This is a genomic window from Priestia aryabhattai B8W22 (assembly GCF_000956595.1).
GTDB classification, from domain to species: Bacteria; Bacillota; Bacilli; order Bacillales; family Bacillaceae_H; genus Priestia; species Priestia aryabhattai.
Window position 1 is genome coordinate 1 of sequence record NZ_JYOO01000027.1, and the last position, 22,915, is coordinate 22,915.

The window sequence follows — 22,915 nt, forward strand, 5'->3', positions numbered from 1 at the left end:
TTTTTTATTATAAAGTTACGTGTTCTTTTTCTAACTCTTTAACACGTGCTGCAAATTCTTCTTCTGTTAAACCATGTTCTTTTACATAGCGGTTACGAGGACTTACTCGGCATTCATGTGAGCAAGCGCGTAAATATTTGTGTTCGTTTTCTTCAGAAGCTAAGATTTTCTTATTGCATTCTGGGTTTGCACAGTTAACATAGCGTTCACAAGGCTCGCCGGTAAAATGATCCTTCCCGACAATCACATGTTCTTTTTGATTAACTGGTACGCTGATGCGCTCATCAAATACATAGCACTGGCCGTCCCATAGTTCACCTTGTACTTCCGCATCTTTTCCGTATGTTACGATACCTCCGTGAAGCTGGCTTACATCCTCAAAACCTTCTTCAAGAAGCCATCCAGAGAATTTTTCACAGCGAATACCGCCTGTGCAGTACGTTAAGATTTTTTTATCTTCAAACTGATCTTTGTTGTCGCGAATCCATTCAGGAAGCTCACGGAAGTTTCGAATATCCGGACGAACAGCTCCTCGGAAGTGACCTAGATCGTATTCATAATCGTTTCGTGCATCAATTACGACCGTATTCTCATCTTGCATTGCTTGATAAAATTCTTTTGGGCTTAAGTAATTACCCGTTACACGAAGAGGATTCACATCTTCTTCTAAACGAAGAGTGACTAATTCTTTGCGGTGACGTACGTGCATTTTTTTGAACGCATGTTCATCTGCTTCGTCTATTTTAAATACAATACCTTCAAAACGAGGATCATTTTTCATCGTTTCCATGTATTTATCTGTTTGTTCAACTGTTCCTGATACCGTTCCATTGATCCCTTCAGCCGCAATTAAAATGCGTCCTTTTAATTCAAGCTCGTTACAAAATGCCAAGTGCTGAGCTGTAAACTCTTCAGGATTTTCAATTGGAGTGTACAAATAATATAGTAGTACTTGATATGGTTTTCTTTCAGTCATGTTGCTTCTTCCACCTATCTGTTTATATTTGCAAGATATAATGCATGTAGGTCGGTTATTGCGAACCGAATTAATGGTAACAATTCATTACTTAAAGGTACATTACGACAAAAACAACATCCTTTCTATAAGGATGCTTCTATCTAAAAAGTAGTATAGTGAATGATTGTTTCAAAAACATACAGTATTTAAGCCTGTAATAGTATAACATATCAAAGCTCTCACTTCTAGGATTTGTTTTTAAATAAAGTTTTACTGCCGTGATACGTTCTATATGAATGTTCTCGTGCATACATGATGAGATATGAATCTTTGAGATCGGGGGCGAAAATGATGCCTTTTTACACATTAAAAGACGGTGCAACTTTGTACTATGAACAACAAGGAGAAGGAACACCTGTTATTTTCATTCACGGAGTATGGATGAGCAGTCGTTTTTTTCATAGCCAGCTTTCTTTTTTTTCGAAACAGTATCAGACTGTTCTGTTGGATTTAAGAGGACACGGAAATTCAAGTCATACTCCATACGGTCACACAATTTCTACTTATGCTCGTGATGTGCATGAGTTTATAAACTCTCATCGATTAAAAGACGTCATATTAGTAGGCTGGTCGATGGGTGCTTTTGTTGTGTGGGAATATTTAAAACAATTTGGTGAAGAAAATGTAAAAGGTAATGTTATTGTAGATGAAATGGCTTCAGACTTTAAGTGGCCGGACTTCCCAATCGGTGCATTTGATTTACCTGCGCTTATTTCGCTCATGCAAGGTATTCAACTTAATCGAACAAGTACGTTAGAAAGTTTTATTCCGCTTATGTTTAAGGATGAGTTAACCGAAGAAAATAAACATTGGATCATGAAAGAAGTAACGAAAATGCCCGAGTCGATAGCCAGTGCTATTTTGTTTGATCAATCCATTGTGGACTATCGAGAGTTTCTCCCGTTTATTACAACTCCTACTTTACTGTGCTTTGGAAAAGAAGAAAAGCTCATTCCTGTAGCGGCTGGAAGACATATTCAAAAGCTGATTTCAGGTTCTGTACTTGAAGTATTTGAAAACAGCTGCCACTGCCCTTTTCTAGAAGAAGGCGACCGATTTAACAAAGTTGTAAGTGATTTTATCGAGCATATCTAATTTACAAATTTAAAGAAGCAGCGCTTTACCTCCGCTGCTTCTTTAAATGAAACCTTCTATGCGTTTATGTATCACTATGCTTAAGGTAAGAAAACCTCGCGTCCGTCATAGGCAAAGCTTACGTTTTTATCTAAAAGCATCTCAGCGTGCTTTCTGATATCGATATCATGTGATAAATGAGTAAACACCACGTTTTTTGCCTGCAGCTTCGCTTTAATCTCCATTGCCTCTGTCACATCATATACGGATCTTTTTTCTTTTTGAAGATATTCTTTCCAGAAAGATGTACCGAATATCAGTAAATCTAAGTGGTAAAAAGGCTTCCACTGTTCATTTGTCACATTAAAAGAATCGGATACATACGCCCAGCGTTCGCCTTGTTTTTGATGGACTACAATGCCGTAGGAATAACCGTTAAATCCGTGATTTACTTTATGAAACGTAATGATCGTTTCTCCTCTTTCCCATTTTAACGTGCCATTAAAGGTAAGCCCTTTTCTTTTTGCGAGATAAGGAAATCTTTCGATTAACTCATTGATGACTTCAGGCGCTCCTACGACTTCTGTATTTACATTATTCCAGTAGCATAAGTCGGCTAAATCTCCTAACCCAGAAACATGGTCGTTGTGAGGGTGAGTAATCAAGACGGTAGAAGGGATTTTTTTGTTATTGTATAAATGAAATTGATATTTAAAATCAGGTGATACATCAATCAAAAACACGTTACCGTCCAGTGTAAACTGTGCGCTAGGTCTTGTGCGTTGATTTAATGGATCTTTTTCCGTGCATACTTTACAGTCACATAATAATCGAGGCACCCCTTGAGCATCGCTCGTCCCGTAAAATAAAAGCTTGTTCATATTCTGTTTCCCCCTCAAGGTCTATCTCTGTAATCAAAGACATGCCCTATGTTTTTCTGTTCTTTTATTAACTATTTTTTATTTGTCGTTTTAGCGTAAAATGAGCTTTTATATAAAACAGCCAGTCTTTTTAACGACTGGCTTTGCGGTAATCACTATAAAAGCATTTTTTTGTGCGTTTTCTATTGCTTTCTTTCTTCATCTCTTTCAACAATATGCTGAAGAATAGATAATTTGTTTGTCCAAAATTGTTCGTAATAAGAAAGCCAATCTTTTATTTCTTTCAAAGGCTCTGGCTGAAGATGATACACTTTTTCTCTTCCTTTTTTCTGTCCATGAACTAAGTCTGCTTCTGAAAGTATATGAAGATGCTTGACAATAGCGGTACGGCTTATTGAAAAATGAGACGTTATTTCTGAAATAGGCAATTCTTTTTCAGAAAGCAGCTCAAGTACTTTTCTTCGAGTAGGATCAGCAATGGCTTGAAAGATATCATGCTTGGCAGCTGGTGAAGTCATTTAGTTTTCAACAACCTTTCGAAGTTTTTCATTCACGAGACTAATCCACCCGTAACTCATTCTATTTCGTACCACTGAACTCTTTTCGTTTGCTTTTTCAAGAAGTGTTTCAGCTTCTTTCCATCCGCTATGAACAAGCGTAAATTCAGTTTGATTACCCATTTCTTTTAAGGTAAACGAAACGATCCATCCATCCGTATCCCAAGAGAAAGAAAGGTAGTTTGGTGCATCTATTTCTAATACTTTACACGGAGATGGCCCAAAAGGCGATTGTAAATGAAATTCATATCCTACCTGAGGCTGGAAATCATTAGGCATGAACCATTGTTGGAGCCCTTCTGCCGTTGCGACTTTATCCCAAACTTTTTGAATTGGCGCGTTAAACATTATCGTTTGTTTTACATCTTCTAATACACTTTTATCATTCATCGTTATCTTCATTCTCCTTTTTTAAAAAATAACACCAAAAGGTTTTATATATAAACAATATAACACCTTTTGGTTTCATGTCAATTCCTCTTTTAAAAAATGAAATCCTTCAATATATCTCCGTTCTTTGATAAAGAACTTTGTTATGATGTTGAATGAGTGCATTTTGTTATATTTAAAATATATCTTTTAAACGATGCTTCGTCCGCTTTGTGCCAATGCATAATGAATGCCATGCTGCAGTGTTTGAAAACAATCATATTTTGATAAATCAATATGAGTCTCTGATATAACTAAGCCTAAGTCAGCAGAAATTCCTACTAAAATGGTTTTTGTACCAATCAGGGACGCTGCTGCACCTAATTTTTCGATAAGGCTTGCCGTATATTCAGTAAGTTCTTTATCCAATCCGGTTAAATCCAGCACAAGATAATTAGCCTGATGTTTTGGGAGGTTATTTAGTGTATTAACAATCAAATCTTCCGTTCGATCCTCGTCGTATTTGCCAATCAAAGGAACGACGACTATGCCTTCCAAAACCGGAATAATAGGAGAAGACAGCTTTTTAATAAGATCTTTTAACTCTGCTGTTTTTTCTGCTACAATGTTTTCCAAATGTTCTATTTTCTGCGCTTCTTTTCTTCTGGCTAATTGATGAATATTTTGAGTGATATCAATGTTGGAAGGGAAGTATTCTACTGTGGTGCATTCATGCCCTTCTATTTGATGTTGAATCACCTTGTACCAAATATTTGTTCCGAATAGTCCTGTAAAAATCCCTGCATAATGGGCCGGAAGAAAATTTCCTCCCTTTGTTTTTTTTTGCGCCACGTTAATTTTATGTTCCCAACTGTCTTTTAATTCAGCAGATAGAGTTTTACTTTCAGGATTTAAATATTTGATGGTTGTTTTTCCCCATCCAGCCGAAGCGTATGTATTGGTAATTAACTCAGCCGCTTCAAAAACCGTTACGCCTTTCATATTTTGAAAGTACTCTCCTACTACTAATCCTTGTCGGAAACCAGTGGTTTCCAGTACTACCGAAGCTGCCTCTTCTCCAGATATTTCTTCGATTGTATCAAACAATGTTTTCATCGCAGAAGAAATCCAAAAAAGGATCGCATCTTCTCCTTCAAAGCTAAATTGTCCTTTTTCTAAATCCCAAGCAAAACTAAGACCACCTATATCAATATTCTTTTTTTCACCCATGGCGGAATCTCCTTTTTATAAAGTTCTTACCTTCTTTATATTTTATCTTATATTGAAGAAGCTGGTAATAAAAATTGTTGCATATTTTCTATTGCTTGTCTAACCATTACCCATGTTTTCAATTAATGAAAAAGAAAGGTGAATGCTATAGAACTTTGAATTCGCCAACCTTTCTTTCTTTTGTATCAAACATACATGATAAAAAGGGAGAAAAGCAAATTGTAATATAACATCACATTACGTTATAATATAATTATATTCAAAAAAAAGTCTTTAGGAAAGAGGAGGAAAAAGATGAAGTTAAATACTCATAGCTCTACGCCTTTATATATGCAGTTAAAACAGGCTATTACAGAAGATATTAATAAAGGAGTTTATACTCCGGGTGAAAAACTTCCAATTGAAACGGATTTGTGCGATATATACGGAGTAAGTCGAATTACGGTAAGAAAAGCCGTATTAGATTTAGTAGAAGAAGGCCTTCTGATACGTCAGCAAGGAAAAGGAACCTTTGTTCAATATCCAAAAGCTAAGAGAGAGCTGTTTGCCGTTAATGGGCATACAGAGTATATGTCGGAATTAGGGAAAGTACCGCAGACTAAAATTTTGTCTTTTGGTATAAAACCTGTAAAAGCTCCTGTGGCAAAGATGTTATCAATCCCTCCAGAAAGTGAAGTCCTTGAACTGCAGCGCATCCTGTATTATGACGACCAGCCTCTTACCTTAGAAATTTCTCACTACTCCTTAGAATTGTTACCACATTTAGATCAGCACGTCCATAATTCAGTTTCAATGTACGATATTATAAAAAATAAGTACAATATTGCTCCGGTTCATAATAAAAAATTATTGAACATGGTATTTGCAAATGTGGATGAAGCAAAACATTTAGAGTGTGAAGTCGGAGAGCCTCTGTTTAAAGTGGAAAAAGTAGCGTATGATTCACAAAAAAGACCGATTCATTCATCCTTTCTACACTACCCTGCGAATCGCGTTACGTTCACTATAGACAGTTCTAATGCTTAATAAAATAGCGCCTTGCTTTAGAAGCAAAGGCGCTATTTTATTCACTTTAAAACCATTTCACAGTCTGTATGATATTCTTTTCCATATCCAAATGCTCCGTAATTTTGACAAGTTTGTGATGCCACCAATGATCCATTATGGAGGGCTTTGGCTATATTTTTTTCTGGTAGATAAGAAGAAAGAAAACCAGCTATAAAAGAATCTCCAGCCCCAAGCGTATCCACTACATTTGTAGGAATTATAGGCTGTTTAAATAACTGATTTCCGACTGATAATAAAGCTCCCTCTTCTCCTCTTGTCACGCATACGACACTGGTTCCTAACAAGTGTACTCGCTTTATTAAATTCATACACTCTTCTTCTGGCAGGCTGCTTCCTGAGAAGAATGCATAGCTGATATATGGACATACTTGCTGTAAATATTCCTCATCGTATCTCGTAGAAAAATCAAAGGAAATATCAATGATTTTATGTAGCAACGGAAGGTCAGATTCTAAATGACTAAAAACGCTCGTATGAAGAAGATCGTGCTGACGAATATAGGCTAAATCCGATTCGTTCAGCATTAGTTTTAATCTAGATTGAACGCCCCCTTTATTTGATCCTACAAAAATTCGATCACCTTGTTCGTCAAGTGTTACAACCGCCATTCCATTCTCGCCTACAGCTCTTCTTACTCTGCTAATATCCATCTTTTCTTGCTGCAGAGTATTTACTACATGCTCTGCCGATTCGTCATTCCCCACGATTCCCATATAGGAAGACTGATGATTGCTCAATCTATTATAAAATACGGCCACATTTAGCGCGTTGCCGCCTGGATAGATCTTTCCTTGATCTTTATAGTAATCTACTACATTATCCCCTACTCCAATTAGTTTCATCTGCTTATCCTCCTATTATTTAACACTTCCGTTAGCAATGCCACGGATAAAATATTTTTGCATAAATAAAAACAACATAACAATCGGTGCTGCTGAAATGGTCAGTCCAGCTAGTAATACCCCCCAATCTGTTTGCAAAGCGTCTCTAAATTGCATTAATCCTGCTGGGATTGTACGCAAACTGTCGTCGTCAATAAAGATAATGGCAAACATAAATTCATTCCATGTGTAGTAAGCTGTCAAAATTGTCGTTGTTAATAAAATGGGCGTGCTCATTGGAATAAAAATCCGAAATAAAATCCCCAAGCTTGTACATCCATCTAACCGAGCTGCTTCCTCCAGTTCTTTTGGAATCGAAAGAAAATAAGCTCGAATTAACAAAATGGTTAAAGGAATTCGATAAGCAACATAAGGCAGAATCAGCGCCAAGTGTGTATTATAGATTCCAAGTTTTTGAATAATGCTATACAAAGGAATTAAACTTACCTGAGGAGAAAGCATAAGCCCTCCCAGACATATAATAAGGACAATAGCTTTTCCTTGAAACTCAAAGCGTGATAGTCCATAAGCTCCTAAGGCACTGACCAGAACCGTCAAAAAACAAGACGCGCCCGTGACGATCACACTGTTTAAAAAGTAAGAAGATATTCCGCTTTTCCACGCGGTCACGTAATTTTCAATTAGCCAAGTATGCGGCATAGACCAGCTGTGAGTAAAGATTTCATCCGTGCTTTTAAAAGAACTTATAATCATCCAAAGCAAAGGATACGCAATGACGATAAAATAGACGATCAGTCCGACATATACTATCGTTACACCTGTGTACCTCTTCTTTTTTCTTTCTTCAGCGGCTGTATTGACAACATTAGGTAAGGTGACATTTGTTTTAGGCATCTGCATCAAGCGTCTTCCTTTCCTGTTTTAAATGCTTTCATTTGAACAAGAGAAATCAACAGCGTAATAATTAAAATGACAGTAGCAATTGAAGAAGCGTAGCCCATCATATCTTTCGAAAAGGCTGTTTTGTATAAATACGTACTTAGGACTTCAGATGATGTACCCGGTCCGCCTCCAGTTAAAATATAAGGTTCATTAAATACTGTAAAAGCACCAGTGAGTGTTAAAATAACAGCTACAAATGTCATTTCTTTTGTTTGCGGTACAGTAATATGAAAGAACATTTTAAACTTATTAGCGCCGTCTATTTCAGCTGCTTCATACAGTTCAGGTGAGATTTTTTGTATCGCTACAATATATAGCATGGCAATATAGCCGATAGACTGCCACTGAGATACAGCAATTACTGCATAAATAGCCGTATCACTGTCTCCTAGCCAAGGTTTTGCCAACGAATCTAATCCAATCATTTTGAGTACTTGATTTAAAAGCCCTACTTCAGGGTTGTAAAAAAAAGTAAACAACAAAGCGATAACGGTCATCGAAACGACTACTGGTAAAAAATAAACCGTTCGAAAAAAAGGAGAAAACTTTCGAATAAGTTTATCTTCTAAAACGGCAGCCACAATCAGACCTCCACCCACTTGAAAAATAATTGAAATGACCGCATAAAGAATATTATTTTTCAGTGCTTGATAAAAGACAGGGTCTTTAAATAAGTGAACATAATTATCTATTCCTACAAAAACCTTGTCTGGTGAAAATGTACTCCACTCATAAAGACTATCCCAAATATTCTGAAAAATAGGGAGGTACACAAGTAGCAAAAAAGCAAATGCAGGAAGAAGATATAAATAAGGGGTTAGCTTATTGCGTTTTAACATTGCTTTTTCACTTCCTTACTTTTTAGATTCAGCACGAACACTCGCTGCCGCTTTTTGTACATCTTTCATTACTTCTTTAGGTGTTTTATCACCATTTAGCATAAGCTGAGCGCCTGTTAAATAAGCATCTGCAATTCGAGCATCGATTGCCATATCAAACCATGGAGCCATCTCTTTGGCTTGTAAAATATTATCTACTGCTTCTAATTGCTCCGGGGTTGAATTAATGCTGTTAGCCGTATCATTTACTGCACTGTATTTCCCTACTTCTTTTACTAGCTTTTCACCCATTTGTTTTGATGTTAAAAATTCAAGAAATTCCATCGCTTCTTTTGGATGCTTTGTTTTAGAAGAAATCATAAACCCTTCAGGTGATCCAGTTAAATTAGTAGCGTTTCCTTTTCCGTCCTCCACTTTAGGAAAATTAAACATGCCAATCTTAAATTTCGTTGGACCAAAAAGCTTAATTTCAGCGGTTTCAGCATAAAACATAGCTGCTTTTCCATTTGAAAATTGTTGTCTTGCATATTCATGATCAATCGAATTTGTGTTTTTATTAAAGTAAGGAACTAATTCTTCTAATTTTTCTAGAGATTTTACATAACCTTTATCCGTGAATGTCCCAGTTTTTGAGTTATAGTCTTTTAAAAGAACGTCATGCTTTACCATGCGCTGGTTTAAGGTTCCTACGTAGTGAGAAATGGTCCACGTATCCTGGCTTCCAAACTCTAAAGCTGTATAATGCTTCTTTTTTAACACGCTTAAAACATTTAGTAGCTCGTTCCAATTTGTAGGTGCTTTTAATCCTAATTTATTGAAGATATCTTTGTTGTAAAAAAACATTTTTCCATCCATTGTAACAGGAACACCATAAATTTTATTATTAACGGTATATGGTTTAATTTGTGATTGAACAAGAGTGGAAGACCACGCTGAATCCTTCTTATAATAAGAGGTTAAATCTAAGGCTTTGTTTCCTCTGACAAATTGTCTAGCAAACTCATCGCTCCAAGAAAAGTAAACATCAGGAGGGGTATTGGTGCCTGTCATAACTTTAATTTTGTCTTTATACGAATCGTTTAAGACCGCTTCTGTTTTGATATCAATATCAGGGTGCTTTTTCTCAAATTCTTTTACAACTTCTTCAAAGTAGCTTTTTTCAGGTTCTTTTGGCCATCTGTGAAAGAATGTTAATGTTGTCTTTCCTGTGTCTGAGTCTGAAGACGTTTGTTTTCCAGCACACCCCCCGAGCATTAAAGAACAACTTAAAAGTGAGGCTAAGATTAAATTTGTCTTTTTCATATAGAAACCCCCTTATTGTAAGTGCTTTCATATTCAAGTTATACTATAATGTTTTATAACATTATAGTATAACTCGTAAGGAAAATATACAGATTTCTATCTTTATTAGGTGATTATTAATATTCTACTTTCCACATATAGCGTCTTTTACTTAAAGGATGATTGCGTGCTTCAGCTAATTCTTCGGCATATTGACGCAGTACACGGTTTAATACAAGAGGAGCAATATACCCTTGCACGTCTTTATCAATTCCTTTGAAGTCATATGCTTTTGCATCTAGAACAGTTAACTTCTTGCCGTATCGTTTAGAGAATGATAAAGCACGTTCTTCTAAAGGTCTTGTTTCATCTAGTCCAGCTAGGATGATAAAAGGTACGTTTTCATCAATAATTTCAAATGGACCGTGGAAATACTCTCCGGCGTGAATAGCGTGAGAATGAATCCACTGCATTTCCATCAAGATACAGATGCTGAATGAATATGCTGCTCCATAGTTTGAACCGCTGGCCATTGTATAAATAACCGGTTCAGACTTATGTGATTCGGCGAATTTTCTCGCATTGCTCGCTTCGTATTCGAGAGCTTTTTCATAAACAGACTGTAAATTTTCTAAGCTAGTAACTAACTTTCCAAATTTGTCGTTATTTTCTGCTACGTATAAAAGACCAAATACAAGCTGATATAAAACGCCTAAGTTTGTTTCAAAAGCATCGATATCATTCCCCCACTCATACTTAATAAAAATATCTGCGCTGTGTGCTAAAGGTGAAGTAGGTTCATTTGTTAAGGCTACAGCATAAGCGCCTTTGCTTTTAGCGAACTTAGCTGCTTCTGTAGTCTCAGGAGTTGTTCCTGACATGGAACATAAAATAACCAAGGAGTTTTTTCCTAGTTGCTGCGGATTGCGGTGGATAAATTCGTTCGAGCTATACAAATCGGATGTAATATGTTGAGCTTCTCGATCTAGTACATACTTAGCTGGATACATGATCGCAGAAGATCCTCCACATGCGACGAAAAACACATTACGAATTTGCTTGCTTTTTAATTCGTTTAATACGGCTTGCACATCACTTTTTACATGCACTACTGTTTTGCTCATTTTCCCCACTCCTCAAATAAAATATGATATACAACATTATGTAATGTTATATATTGTTATATTAAACTGTAAACGTTAACTAGTCAATATATTTATCAGAATATTTAACTTTTTATCTATATTTGTAGAAATACAGTACGGCAAGTTACAAATCTCTTTTTTCTTATTTCCTCCAAAAAAATAAAAACCTTCTCTAAAATAAGAAGGTTTCACATCATGATCTGCATAGAGACTGCCTTTGCCTTACTTCTGAAGATTTTATTACATATCTTCTTTGCCTTGACAGCTCGGACACTCATAAACGTGCACAAAATAAAGCCCAATATGGTGAAATCGTTTCCCTAAGCAATCTGGACATGTTCCTGCTTCGCGGATTTGTTCCCGTCGTTTGTCTCGCTGACTAGCGAAAAAATTTACAAATTTCATAAAAAACCTCCCTCATGTTTTTGACTATAGGTTTTCCAGAGAGGCGGCCTTTTATTCGCCTAGATGTATTTATAAAAGCACCTGCTTGATTGTGTTTTTAAACTATAATCGAGTTTTCCAATAATACAAAAAGGATAGATAGAGCAGTCTTATGACGCTCATCTATCCTTCATTTTATCGTATATAGTGTTTAACGCTATCCAAGCGTCTATCACTATTTCCTAACAAATAGCTGATTTTTGATACAGCTATCAAGTTATTCTTCTACTTTGTATTTTTCTTTTTTTCGAAGAAACGGCCACCAGTTTCCTTCTCCAAGCGTCACGACAATCGCTGGCATAAGAAGCGGAAGAATAACAAGGCCATAAAGTAAAAGACCGATAATGACAACCGTTGCTACATGTACAAGTGTTAATACACCTGATGGGATCATAGCCCCAAACGTTCCAGCTAGGATAATAGCAGCAGTGATAATAACCGACCCCATCTTACTCATGGACGTAACCATTCCTTCTGCTACGCCGCTTTTCACTTCTTCGTTAAAACGGTCTAACAAGAAAATAGAATAGTCAATTCCCAGGGCAACCAAAATAACAAAACTAAAGAACGGCACTGCCCAGCTGATTCCGTCATTCCCCATTATATCCACGAATAGAAGCTCTGAGATTCCCATTGCCGTATAATACGTAAGCAGCAGTGAAGCAATCATATATACAGGCATGATCATTGAACGAAATAAAATGGTCAAAACAATAAACAGTCCAATCATCATAATGACCATTGTGCGTGAAAGATCCGTTGTGGATAAATCTTTTAAATCCGCATTTGAGCTCGATACGCCTCCGTACACAATTTCTGTATGGTCAAACGGCGTATTGACAACTTCATTTGCCACCGCTTTTTCAATATTTTTTACGGTTGAAATGGCTTCTTCAGAATATGGATTTTGATCAAGCACTACACTTAGCTTAACTCCTTTTCCATCTGCAAAGGAATAGTTATCGATGGATTGTTTAAACCCTTTATCTTTCATCACTTCTTCTGGAAGATAAATCCCCGTATCGCTAACTGTTGAGCTGTCACTCATATTATCAAGCATATCCGTTGCTTTTGTTAAGCCATCTGAGATTTTCGTCAGTCCATCATTCGCGCTGTTAACACCTTTTGCTAACTGATTGATACTGTCTGATAGCGTTCCTACTTGACTTTGCTGAACTGAAAGATTCTCATTTGCTTGTTGAAGACCGGTTTGAATGGCAGTAAGCTGTTTGCTGATTGCTGCAAGCTGAGGAACCGCTTGCTCCACATTTCCTGTTGTAGAGAGCTGAGTGCTGATAAGCTTCAGCTGTTGATTAATTTGAGCTAATCCGTCTGCAGCAGGTGCAAGTGATCCGCCAGATTCTTTAGAAGCAGAACCGGTTTTGTCAGCTATTTGATTTAGCCCTTTTTCAATATCATTTAATCCTTTTTGTACATCTCCGATTCCTTTAACAGCATCTTTGATTCCGTCTGATACAGAGCCCAGCTGTGAATTAACATATAAATCATCAATCTTTTCTCCGGTAGGCTGTGTAATCGTCATGACAGAATCCACGTGCTCCACTTTTTCAATTGCTTTGCTTATATTTCCTAAATAAGGAATAACATCTGCCTTTGTTAACTCTTTATCTCCTTTAATAATAACATTGACAGGAAACGCTTTTCCTTCTCCCAGTGCGTCGCTGATAGCGTTTAGTCCTTTTATAGATTTATAATCACTGCTGATCTCAGCAGTAGAATCAAACGACACTTTAGAGTCATACGTTACAATAAAAGGCACGGTAATAATCGCTGTAATAACTAAAAATACGAACGGTCTCGCCACTGCCTTTCTTCCTAAAAAACCCCACAGCTTATTGTCGCTATGAGAAGCCACTTTTTTAGACGGCCAAAATAATTTTTCTCCAAGCGTAACCATAAAAAGTGGCAGCAAGGTAAATAAAATCACTAGCAGCACACCGACTCCCACTGCTACGCCAACAGCCGATTGGAAAATAGCAAACTTAGCAAATCCAATGGCTGCAAAACCAATAAATACGGCAATTCCGCTGATGAATAACGTTCTTCCTGCTGTACGGTAAGCTGTGATAGTGGCTTCTACTTTATCATGTCCATTTGCCAATTCTTCACGGAAACGATTAAGTAAAAGAATGCAGTAATCCGTCCCAATCCCAAACAAAATAGCTACTAAGAACGTTTGGGTAAACGTTGAAATTGGAAAATCGACATTTTTAACTAAAATACCTAATAACGATTGACTGATTAAGTATGTGATTCCCACAATTAAAATAGGAATGAACGGCGTCACGACTGAACGGAAAACGAGTAAAAGCAAACCTAAAATCAAAAAGATGGTAATAAACTCGGTTTTCTTTAACCCTTCTTCTGAACTGTGTGCAAAATCCTGATTAATAAGAGATGCACCTGTTACATAGGCGGTAACGTCTTTTGGCACGTTGTCATAAATTTGATCCGCTATTTTTTCAACTTTTTCATCCGATCCTCTGACAGTAACCGGAACTAAAACCGTTTTTTTGTCTTTAGACATTAATTGATTGCGAACATCTTGATCATCTGTCAAAGGAGTTGTGACGTCTTTTACACCTTTAATTTTCTCTGTCTTATCAATGATTTTCTGTATTTGTTTCTCACTATCTTTATCTAATGCGTTATCTAACTTGATAACCATGCTGATGGTGTTGCTGTCTTCCCCGGCGTCTTTTAAAATTTGGCTGGCTCTAGATGAAACAGCATCGTCGGGAAGCTGAGACTGCCCTTTTTCACTTGCGAGCTTTGTTAAATTCGGTGCCATTAGCATCAATATAACCGTTAAAGCTAAAATAAAGGCGGCAATCACCCACTTAAATTTCACGATAAATTTCATTCTTTGCTTTCCCCTTTTGTATTTAACTTTTCTTTTGCCATTGTAAGAATTTCAATAAATGTATCTATTTTTTCTTCTTCTACATCATCAAACAAATTCTCAATAATGCTAAAACAGGCAGCATTTCCGTCATTTATTACCTTTTCTCCTTCAGCCGTAATCTTTATAAGCTTAGAACGTTTATCACTTTCTAGTTCGTTCGTGTCCCACTCCACGAGCCCTTTTTCGAGCAGTTTTTTGATTCGATTCGAAATGGCACTTTTATGAACACCTTGCAAGACAGCAAGACTGCCAGGTGAAGATGGACCTTTAATCATTAAACTATCTAACAAATCAAACTGCTGTCTTGATACATGTTCAAAGAGGTTATGGCTTATCTCTCTGTGAATGACTTCTGTTCCTACAAACAGCACTTCTTCAAAAAGTTCTACCGCTTGATATAACTTGCTTTTCGTCACTTATTTCCCTCCTTTGATTATTTAGTTTATAGATGTAAACTATTTAACTTTAAAAATAGTTTATAGGACTAAACTTTATTCTGTCAATAAATTTATGTCTGACTGTCTTCATATATGATAAAGATAAATAGAAATCTGAAAGATACCGCTTACATCAGCTTTTTTGGTTGTCAAAGCTCAATCACTTAAGTATTATTAGTAATTGACTTCTTTTCAAGGAGATATAAATTTTATACACAGAAAGGGTGATCACACATGAATACAATGCATGCTAATGAGCAGGTCAGTAAGAAAGATTCCTTTCCAATTGCTCTCATCTCGTTAACTCTTGGAGCTTTTGCTATTGGAATGACGGAATTTGTTATTATGGGGATACTGCCTAACGTTGCAGAAGACCTTCACGTTAGCATTTCGACTGCTGGTCAGTTAATTACAAGCTATGCTTTAGGAGTAGCAATCGGCGCGCCAATTTTAACTATTTTTACTCATCGACTTCCTCAAAAGCTTCTGCTTTGTTTACTTATGCTTTTATTTATTCTCGGAAATGCGATTGCTATTATTGCACCTAGCTATGGAATTTTAATGGGAGCTCGTTTAGTTACGGCATTATGTCACGGTACGTTCTTTGGAGTAGGCGCTGTTATTGCTTCACGGCTTGTACAACCTCATAAACGTGCAAGTGCTGTCGCAACGATGATGGCAGGTTTAACTATTGCAAATATCATTGGCGTTCCTGTGGGAACATTCATTGGCCAACACTTAGGCTGGAGAGCTTCGTTTGGGGCTATTACGATTATGGGGATTATTGCATTTATCGGTATTATTCTGTTTATCCCAAAACTTGGTCAAGACAAATTAACGGGTCTAAAACAGCAGTTTGCTGCTTTTACCCAACCAAAACTTCTTGTGATGCTTCTTTTAAGCGCAATAGGATGCGGTAGTTTATTTACTGTTTTTACGTATATTACACCGCTTCTTGAAGACGTTACAGGAGTAAGTGAACACAGCGTTACGTGGATACTTGTATTATACGGATGCGGCGTTACGCTTGGAAACGTTGTTGGGGGCAAGCTTGCAGACTGGAAGCTAATGCCTTCGGTTGTAGGGATATTTGCTTTTCTTTGTATTGTGCTGACTATTTTTACGTTTACTGTTAAAAGCCCAACAGCAGCTATTATCACGCTGTTTTTCTGGGGAGCAGCAGCGTTTGCTGTAATGCCTGGTATTCAAGTGAAAATTATGAACTTAGCACAGGAAGCACCTGCTTTAGCTTCTACTTCGAATCACTCATTTGCTAACTTAGGAAATGCTTTTGGCGCCTTTTTCGGAGGCGTAATTATTAACCATATGGGACTTACTTCACTTCCTTGGGTTGGCGCCATTTTTGTAGGAACGGCTTTTGTTATTAGCACTTGTCTTTTTATTGTGGAAACACGCAAAAAACATAGTGAACAATCGTCCTAACTGTCTAACAACTGAACAAAAAGCAAAAAAAGAGCCTTTCTTTGATGAAAGGCTCTTTTTTGCTTCTAGCTCGCTTTTTTCATTTCTTTACTTGTTAATCGACTGTGTTTACGAGAGTAACCTATATACACAAATATACCAAGCACAATCCATATGCTAAAATACAGCCATGTTGTTTTAGGAAGATTAATCATTAAAAATAAACAAGATAATACAGATAAAATTGGTAAAACCGGGACAAACGGCATTGTAAATCCACGTTTTAAAGTTGGGTGCGTTTTGCGTAAGATGATAATGCTGACGCCCACCATGCCGAAAGTTAAAAGAGCTCCGATATTTGCTAAATTCGCAAGTTCTTTTAGATCAATAAACCCTGAAATTAACGCTCCAATAATTCCTACTAGCCAAGTGGAAAGAGTCGGAACTCCCGTTTTCTCATTTGTTTTAGCAAATGCTTTTGGCAGCAAGCCGTCGCGGCTCATTGAGAATAAAATGCGTGTTGCTGCATAAATGTAAGCGAAAATAACAGCCATAATTCCAATGACAGCTCCTGCAGCAATAATTCCTGCCACTGCATTTTGTCCTACTGAATGAAGAACATAGGCCATTGCTTCTGGAACATTCAGTTCCTTATAAGAAACAACTCCTGTCATAACAAGGCATACTGCTACATAAATAATCGTGCAGATCACAAGTGAACTAATAATTCCAATTGGCAAATTGCGCTGCGGGTTCTTTACTTCTTCTGCTGATGTAGATAAGGCATCAAAACCTAAGAAAGCAAAAAATACGGCCGCTCCCCCTGTCACAACACCTTCAATTCCATAAGGCATAAAAGGAGTCCAATTAGATGGCTTCACATAAAAAGCCCCTACAATAATAAAGAGAAGGATAATAAATAATTTAACAAGCACCATAAAATTATTCACTTTTTTACTTTCTTTAGTTCCCCTTGAAAGCAGCCATGTAATAAGAAGTGTAATACAAATAGCAGGAAGGTTCACCAGGCCTCCATTTGCAGGGATGGTAATCAATTCTTTTGGCAGTGAAAAACCAAAGCCTTCTAAAAAATTATTAAAATAAGAAGACCATCCATTTGCTACTGCTGACATCGTTAATAAATAGACGGAAAGCAATGTCCATCCCATTAAGTGTGCTACCACTTCGCCGATGGTTGCATATGTATAGGTGTAAACGCTCCCAGATACAGGTATAGTTGAAGCAAACTCCGCATAGCACAGCGCTGCAAAACCGCATACAATAGAAGCCAGTATAAAAGAAAAAATAACGGCTGGCCCCGCATCGTTAGCAGCTACTAATCCTGTTAACACTAAAACCCCCGTTCCTATTACGGCTCCAATACCAAGAAGAGTCAAATCGAATGCCCCTAATGTTTTGACTAGAGATTTGTTTTGACTTTGTTCTAATAATTGCTCGATTGACTTCTTTTTAAATAGCTTTCCCATTGCACTCTCTCCTCTCTGTTGCCACTCATCCATTAAAAAACTTAAAAATGACGTCTTTTCCTATTTGACTGCGCGTTTTTACTTCAGATACAGAAGTAATTATATAGAAATAATTACTAACTTGTCTATTAGTATACTAATATCATTATATATATTTCAAGAGTTTTTGTAAGCGATTTCTTAATCTCTCTCTGTTTTGGATTTATCAACTAAATAAAGAAATCATCATTGTGATTATGTATAATAAGTTTGAATAAAATTAATATTCTAAAAAATAAAATGATTCATTTTCAGATAGTTTTTTCGCTACCTATCTTCAAGTATAAATTCCTGACATAGGGATTATTTATAGAACGATGAATGTTTTACCTTAACAGGTGTTATAATGATGAAAACTGCAGTGTATGAAGGGCGGAGAGAGATGCTTAACTTACTTATTGGCTGTATTTTACTAGCATTAGGAGTGTACTTTATGTTTAAATTTCTTTTTTATTCTCCTTCTAAAAAGAAGCGAGGTCAGCAACCTATGAACAAATTGTCAAATGAAGATTCAGCTTCACCCCGTACAAACGATTCGAATGGAACAAGATAATTTTTTTATAAATACCGGCGTTTGTCTAAGGCAAAAGTTATACTGATGATATATATTATCTTATACCCTTCTAGTTCAATATTCCCTTCATTTTGATGTAAGACAAGATGAAGGGAATCACTATCCGACTAAAAAAATCGGATTTTTCTATTTAGCAAGGTAAATGGCTTCAATCAACTCTGTTTGAATTCATTTCTTCATTCAAGTGTACAGCTGCCTCTTTCACACTTACTGTTCCAATATTTTTCTTCCCGTGCTTTCGCATAGCAAGCGATTCATTTTCTACTTCTTTATCTCCTATTACGGCCATATAAGGAACTTTGAGCATTTCTGCTTCTCTAATTTTTAGACCTATTTTTTCAATACGATCATCTACTTCAACACGATATCCTTGTGACTCCAGCTCGTGTTTCACCTTGTATGCATATTCCACATGCGGCGGTGCAATAGGCAAAAGCTTAAATTGAACAGGAGCCAGCCAAAGAGGAAATTGACCTTCATAATGTTCAATCAAGATGGCCATAAATCGTTCAACGGAACCGTATATAGCCCGGTGAATCATTACGGGACGGTGCGGTTTATTGTCCTCTCCAATATACATGCAGTCAAACTTCTCTGGCATTAAGAAATCAAGCTGAACTGTTCCGCACTGCCAGCTGCGGCCTAGGGAATCTAAAATATGAAAATCAATTTTCGGCCCGTAAAAAGCTCCGTCTCCTTCATTTACCTGATAGTCTAAGCCTTTTTCAATTAACACCGATTGAAGCGATTTTTCTGCTTGATTCCATGTTTCAATATCTCCCATAAATTTTTCAGGACGTGTGGATAGCTCCACTTTGTAATCAAAGCCAAAATGTGAATAAAAGTCATGGATAAATGCTAGAATGCGGCTAATCTCAGCTTTGATCTGACTGAGTTCTACGAATAAATGAGCATCGTCCTGTGTGAATGAACGGACTCTTAGCAATCCGTTTAAAGACCCAGAAAGCTCGTGGCGGTGAACTAATCCAAGCTCTGCGTATCGAGTCGGAAGTTCTCGGTAGCTTCTTCGCTTGCTGTTAAACAATAAAATGGCTCCCGGACAATTCATCGGTTTAATCGCATAGTTTTGTTTGTCAACATTTGAAAAATACATATTCTCATGATAGTGCTCCCAGTGCCCTGATTGTTCCCAGAGCTCCTGTTTCATCATGATAGGTGTTTTTATTTCTTGATAGCCTGCTTTGTAATGCTTTTGTTTCCAGTAGTTTTCTAACTCATTTCGAACAATCATTCCGTTAGGTAAGAAAAACGGCATACCAGGAGCTTCTTCCATCGACATAAACAGCTCCAGTTCTTGACCTAATTTTTGATGATTTCGTTTTTCAGCTTCCATTTGTTTTGACATGTTCATTCCTCCAATATGTTTTTATTCAACAAAAAAACCGCACTCATCCCTAGTAAAGGGACGAATGCGGCCGTGGTACCACCCTAATTCCGTAAAATATCCATATGGATTTTACGCTTAAAAAGATAACGGTTTTACCGGTTGCGGTTTCAGTGTATACACATTCCCCGCCGCAGCTTCAAGGTGGTAAATTCATTTCGTTTTCTAAGGGTTCTCAGCCAGTGACCCTACTCTCTGTAAAGAAAATTTAAAAATGATTCATGTCCTTTTCATTGCTTGTATATTCTTTTTTTCCACATAAAAAACCGCACTCATCCCTAGTGAAGGGACGAATGCGGCCGTGGTACCACCCTAATTCCGTAAAATACCTATACGCATTTTACGCTCAAAAAAGATAACGGTTTTACCGATTGCAGTTTCAGTTAGTTATGCACGTTCCCTGCAATAGCTCTAAGGTGGTAAACTAGATGATTTCTTAAGGGCTCTCAGCCAGTGGCCCTATTCTCTGCGAAGAAAACAGCATCTAATTCGTGTCCTTTTCATTGCCAAATAATGTTTGTTAGTTGTTAAAAGCGATTATAGTGTATAAATTTAACAAAAGTCAAGAAGTAATTTTTTATTTTTTAATGGTATAGAATTACTTTATGCTTGAATTACCGAAAAGTTACTTAGGAATACACGGGCTTAGAAAGTTTTTTATTATAATATTAACGGCTACATTTTATTCTTGTTTTTTCCTTTATTGTGTGAAAACAAAGGCGGAAAAGAAAGATAGTACAAGCACGTATTTGTTTTACCTAAGTATTATTAACGAGGTGAAATCCAGTACTACCCAAAACAGAATAAGTAACATAGCACAAGTATCATGAGGTTTTTTATTTGTATACTAAAATATTAAATATACCTTTTTCTACTTGCGAAAATATTTGGCTTGAATCCGTCGAAACTATTTTTTATCTATCTTTATCCGAAAGCTCATCATTCATGCTTCCACTTTGCGGAAAAATCCGTTTTTTCCTGATTTGTTCTTTAAGAATAACATCAAGCTGCCGCTGAATTTTCCTTGTTTCATTTGTCGAAAAATACGGATGAGCCAGATTTACTGTTTCTAACGGATCCTTGGTCAAGTTGTACGTTTCAATTTGATCGGGAACCCCTGTTGTTTTTGGGGTAGTAAGACTTACTAGGTAACCTTCATATTGCCCTCGGTGAATGACTTCATCTGGTTCGTCAGATGCTGACCGAAATTGCGGATTATCATGGTAGCGAGCGTATTTCCAAATTTCCTTTCCTGCAGCTGACGGAAACTCTACAATGACCGCTTGAATGTGATTAGGCTGAACAACTGATGGGTAGCTTTCTCCTAAAAAATTTGTTTGGTGAAGTCCTTTTGTCGGGTCATCATCCGTCATAAAGAAAATCGGTATTTTTTCTTCATGAAGCGATGTTTCTCCTCGCAACGTTCCTGAGAGGTCTCTCCCAACAAATGGATGTACTTCCGTATGACTTTTTTGCAATTGCTTTTGAACAGCGGAAGCATCGATATTAGCCAAACTAAGCATTGTCGGGATCAAGTCAACGTGACTAGTCAGCAGGTCTGTACGTTGATAACTCGGAAACAAATGCTTGTTGTGAATGAGAAGGGGCACGTGAATAGACTCTTCATACATGTTGTACCATTTTTGATGCAGCCCTCCGTGAGCTCCAAGCAAATCACCGTGATCCGACGTAAAAATAATAATTGTATTTTCATAGAACGAAGATTGTTCTATAGTCCGAAGAACTTTCAAAATTTGTTTATCAACATTTTTTTGAAGCTGGTAATATAAGCGCCGGTAGAAACTAGAATTTGGCGTCGGCTGCAGCGCTTTTGGATAGATGTATTTATAGCTGCTTTGAGCGCTGGGCTTTGTTTGTAAAGATTCTCGAATGGTAGGTGGCGGCTCGATGTTCGGAATTGTTTCGTCAATAGAAAACTGAAACATGGGGAGGTATTTGGTAATCGCTCCGAACAGCGCAATGTCATGCGGGTTCACAAACGAAGCTACCATGAGCCAAGGCTGCGAAGTCTTTTGATATTCTAATCGTTGAATAAGCTCTATGATTTCCTCTGCATATATTTCGTCTCGTCCGCTCACTCCAATGGCCGCAGATGAACCAGAATTGTGCGGGTTTCTCCCCTCTGGCTCTGGACCAATCCACCCTGAAAAACCAAACTTTTCAAGCTTATTAGCCCGTTGATAGAGGAACTCTTTTTCTGGATCCGGTATTCCTGTTTGCATCTGGTAGCTAGAAAAAACGTTATGCGTTCCTGGAATTAAGATGTTCTCATCAGAAATATGCCATTTTCCTTTATAAAAGGTTTGATACCCAGCCTGCTTAAAATAATCTCCCATCGTTGGGACGGTATTAGGCTGCAGCCAAAACATATCAGGATCTTGTGACTTCTTTGCGATACCTTGCGTTTGCGTAACTCCGTGCACGGAAGGGTACTGCCCTGTAAACAATGTAGCTCGACTCGGTGAACAGGCTGTAGAACCGACGTAGTGACGAGTGAATGACATCCCGTGCTGTTTTAAAAATTCACGTGCTTTTAAATGGTTTTTTCGCCACTTTTTTACTTCTTTACTTTCATATATGGGTGGAAATCGTTCTTCGTCCACCATAATTAACAAAAAATTAGGCTGCTCCTTCATGTTTACTTCTCCGCGTGTTTATCAAATTTTCTGTATTGATAAACTACGTAAAAAGGACTTTTTTTAGAAGAACGGAGTACGGTTCATGTCTTTTTATACCCAAACAAAAAAAGACTTGGAGGATTTCTCTAAGTCTTTCATAACTCGTTTCAATACGATATTCCTTATTTTTTGTATGCTTTTAGCTGCTGAGTTCGTTTATAGGTAACAATTATACTAGATATACGTACAATTATACAATTATGCTTATCACAAAACTCCACATCATGTAGCGCTAC

20 protein-coding genes and 1 other annotated feature are annotated in these 22,915 nt (G+C 37.2%); of the genes, 4 read left to right on the forward strand and 16 right to left on the reverse strand.

Going from position 1 to position 22,915, the window contains the following annotated elements; genetic code table 11:
- Positions 1–7: 7 nt before the first annotated feature.
- Positions 8–976: an oxygen-dependent tRNA uridine(34) hydroxylase TrhO gene (gene trhO / locus N178_RS18990; protein WP_045294095.1), complete on the reverse strand. Its 969-nt coding sequence runs from the start codon at positions 974–976 to the stop codon at positions 8–10.
- A gap of 333 nt (positions 977–1,309) precedes the next feature.
- Here trhO and N178_RS18995 point away from each other — a divergent pair, with 333 nt between their 5' ends.
- Positions 1,310–2,113, forward strand: a complete 804-nt coding sequence (locus tag N178_RS18995) for an alpha/beta fold hydrolase (protein ID WP_193377164.1) — start codon at positions 1,310–1,312, stop codon at positions 2,111–2,113.
- 80 nt (positions 2,114–2,193) lie between these two features.
- Here the strand turns inward: N178_RS18995 and N178_RS19000 are convergent, their stop codons facing one another.
- The 4 genes from N178_RS19000 to N178_RS19015 form a co-directional block, all read right to left on the reverse strand.
- Entirely contained in the window at positions 2,194–2,973 is a 780-nt protein-coding gene (locus tag N178_RS19000) for an MBL fold metallo-hydrolase (RefSeq protein WP_045294099.1), read from the reverse strand.
- 182 nt (positions 2,974–3,155) lie between these two features.
- Positions 3,156–3,491, reverse strand: coding sequence for an ArsR/SmtB family transcription factor (locus tag N178_RS19005; protein WP_045294101.1), 336 nt, complete (start codon positions 3,489–3,491; stop codon positions 3,156–3,158).
- Positions 3,492–3,920, reverse strand: coding sequence for an SRPBCC family protein (locus tag N178_RS19010; protein ID WP_045294102.1), 429 nt, complete (start codon positions 3,918–3,920; stop codon positions 3,492–3,494).
- 189 nt (positions 3,921–4,109) lie between these two features.
- Positions 4,110–5,129 (reverse strand): STAS domain-containing protein, encoded by a 1,020-nt coding sequence (locus tag N178_RS19015; RefSeq protein WP_045294104.1) that lies wholly within the window; start codon positions 5,127–5,129, stop codon positions 4,110–4,112.
- Positions 5,130–5,423: 294 nt separating this feature from the next.
- On the opposite strand from N178_RS19015, the gene N178_RS19020 reads away from it, so the two are divergent.
- Complete coding sequence (locus tag N178_RS19020; protein ID WP_045294106.1) at positions 5,424–6,155, forward strand: GntR family transcriptional regulator; 732 nt, start codon at positions 5,424–5,426, stop codon at positions 6,153–6,155.
- Between the two features lie 41 nt (positions 6,156–6,196).
- Here the strand turns inward: N178_RS19020 and N178_RS19025 are convergent, their stop codons facing one another.
- The 8 genes from N178_RS19025 to N178_RS19055 form a co-directional block, all read right to left on the reverse strand.
- Positions 6,197–7,039, reverse strand: a complete 843-nt coding sequence (locus N178_RS19025) for a fructoselysine 6-kinase (protein ID WP_045294108.1) — start codon at positions 7,037–7,039, stop codon at positions 6,197–6,199.
- Between the two features lie 15 nt (positions 7,040–7,054).
- Positions 7,055–7,933 carry a carbohydrate ABC transporter permease gene (locus N178_RS19030; RefSeq protein ID WP_375156324.1) on the reverse strand — a complete coding sequence of 293 codons (879 nt, stop codon included), beginning with the start codon at positions 7,931–7,933 and terminating at the stop codon, positions 7,055–7,057.
- 5 nt (positions 7,934–7,938) lie between these two features.
- Positions 7,939–8,820, reverse strand: a complete 882-nt coding sequence (locus N178_RS19035) for a carbohydrate ABC transporter permease (RefSeq protein ID WP_045294112.1) — start codon at positions 8,818–8,820, stop codon at positions 7,939–7,941.
- Positions 8,821–8,835: 15 nt separating this feature from the next.
- Positions 8,836–10,122 carry an ABC transporter substrate-binding protein gene (locus N178_RS19040; protein WP_045294114.1) on the reverse strand — a complete coding sequence of 429 codons (1,287 nt, stop codon included), beginning with the start codon at positions 10,120–10,122 and terminating at the stop codon, positions 8,836–8,838.
- Positions 10,123–10,238: 116 nt separating this feature from the next.
- Positions 10,239–11,225 (reverse strand): SIS domain-containing protein, encoded by a 987-nt coding sequence (locus tag N178_RS19045; RefSeq protein WP_045294116.1) that lies wholly within the window; start codon positions 11,223–11,225, stop codon positions 10,239–10,241.
- A gap of 261 nt (positions 11,226–11,486) precedes the next feature.
- Positions 11,487–11,651, reverse strand: a complete 165-nt coding sequence (locus tag N178_RS27210; protein ID WP_169746693.1) for a hypothetical protein — start codon at positions 11,649–11,651, stop codon at positions 11,487–11,489.
- Positions 11,652–11,907: 256 nt separating this feature from the next.
- A complete protein-coding gene (locus N178_RS19050; protein WP_045294118.1) occupies positions 11,908–14,574 on the reverse strand; it encodes an MMPL family transporter in 2,667 nt (888 codons plus the stop codon).
- The gene (locus tag N178_RS19055; protein WP_045294120.1) at positions 14,571–15,032 is read right to left on the reverse strand and encodes a MarR family winged helix-turn-helix transcriptional regulator; all 462 of its coding nucleotides are present in this window, start codon (positions 15,030–15,032) and stop codon (positions 14,571–14,573) included. Before N178_RS19055 ends, N178_RS19050 begins: the two co-directional genes overlap by 4 nt.
- A 255-nt stretch (positions 15,033–15,287) precedes the next feature.
- Here N178_RS19055 and N178_RS19060 point away from each other — a divergent pair, with 255 nt between their 5' ends.
- The gene (locus tag N178_RS19060) at positions 15,288–16,496 is read left to right on the forward strand and encodes an MFS transporter (protein ID WP_013057095.1); all 1,209 of its coding nucleotides are present in this window, start codon (positions 15,288–15,290) and stop codon (positions 16,494–16,496) included.
- 65 nt (positions 16,497–16,561) lie between these two features.
- On the opposite strand, the gene N178_RS19065 is transcribed toward N178_RS19060, so the two are convergent.
- Positions 16,562–17,962 carry an amino acid permease gene (locus N178_RS19065; protein ID WP_045294123.1) on the reverse strand — a complete coding sequence of 467 codons (1,401 nt, stop codon included), beginning with the start codon at positions 17,960–17,962 and terminating at the stop codon, positions 16,562–16,564.
- A 385-nt stretch (positions 17,963–18,347) separates the two neighbouring features.
- Here N178_RS19065 and N178_RS19070 point away from each other — a divergent pair, with 385 nt between their 5' ends.
- Entirely contained in the window at positions 18,348–18,554 is a 207-nt protein-coding gene (locus N178_RS19070) for a hypothetical protein (protein WP_045294125.1), read from the forward strand.
- Between the two features lie 169 nt (positions 18,555–18,723).
- Here the strand turns inward: N178_RS19070 and thrS are convergent, their stop codons facing one another.
- Together thrS and N178_RS19080 are read right to left on the reverse strand one after the other, a co-directional pair.
- Positions 18,724–19,941 (reverse strand): threonine--tRNA ligase, encoded by a 1,218-nt coding sequence (gene thrS / locus N178_RS19075; RefSeq protein ID WP_045294127.1) that lies wholly within the window; start codon positions 19,939–19,941, stop codon positions 18,724–18,726.
- A 321-nt stretch (positions 19,942–20,262) separates the two neighbouring features.
- Positions 20,263–20,493, reverse strand: a binding site (T-box leader).
- Between the two features lie 401 nt (positions 20,494–20,894).
- Entirely contained in the window at positions 20,895–22,637 is a 1,743-nt protein-coding gene (locus N178_RS19080; protein WP_045294129.1) for a sulfatase family protein, read from the reverse strand.
- Positions 22,638–22,915 lie beyond the last annotated feature (278 nt).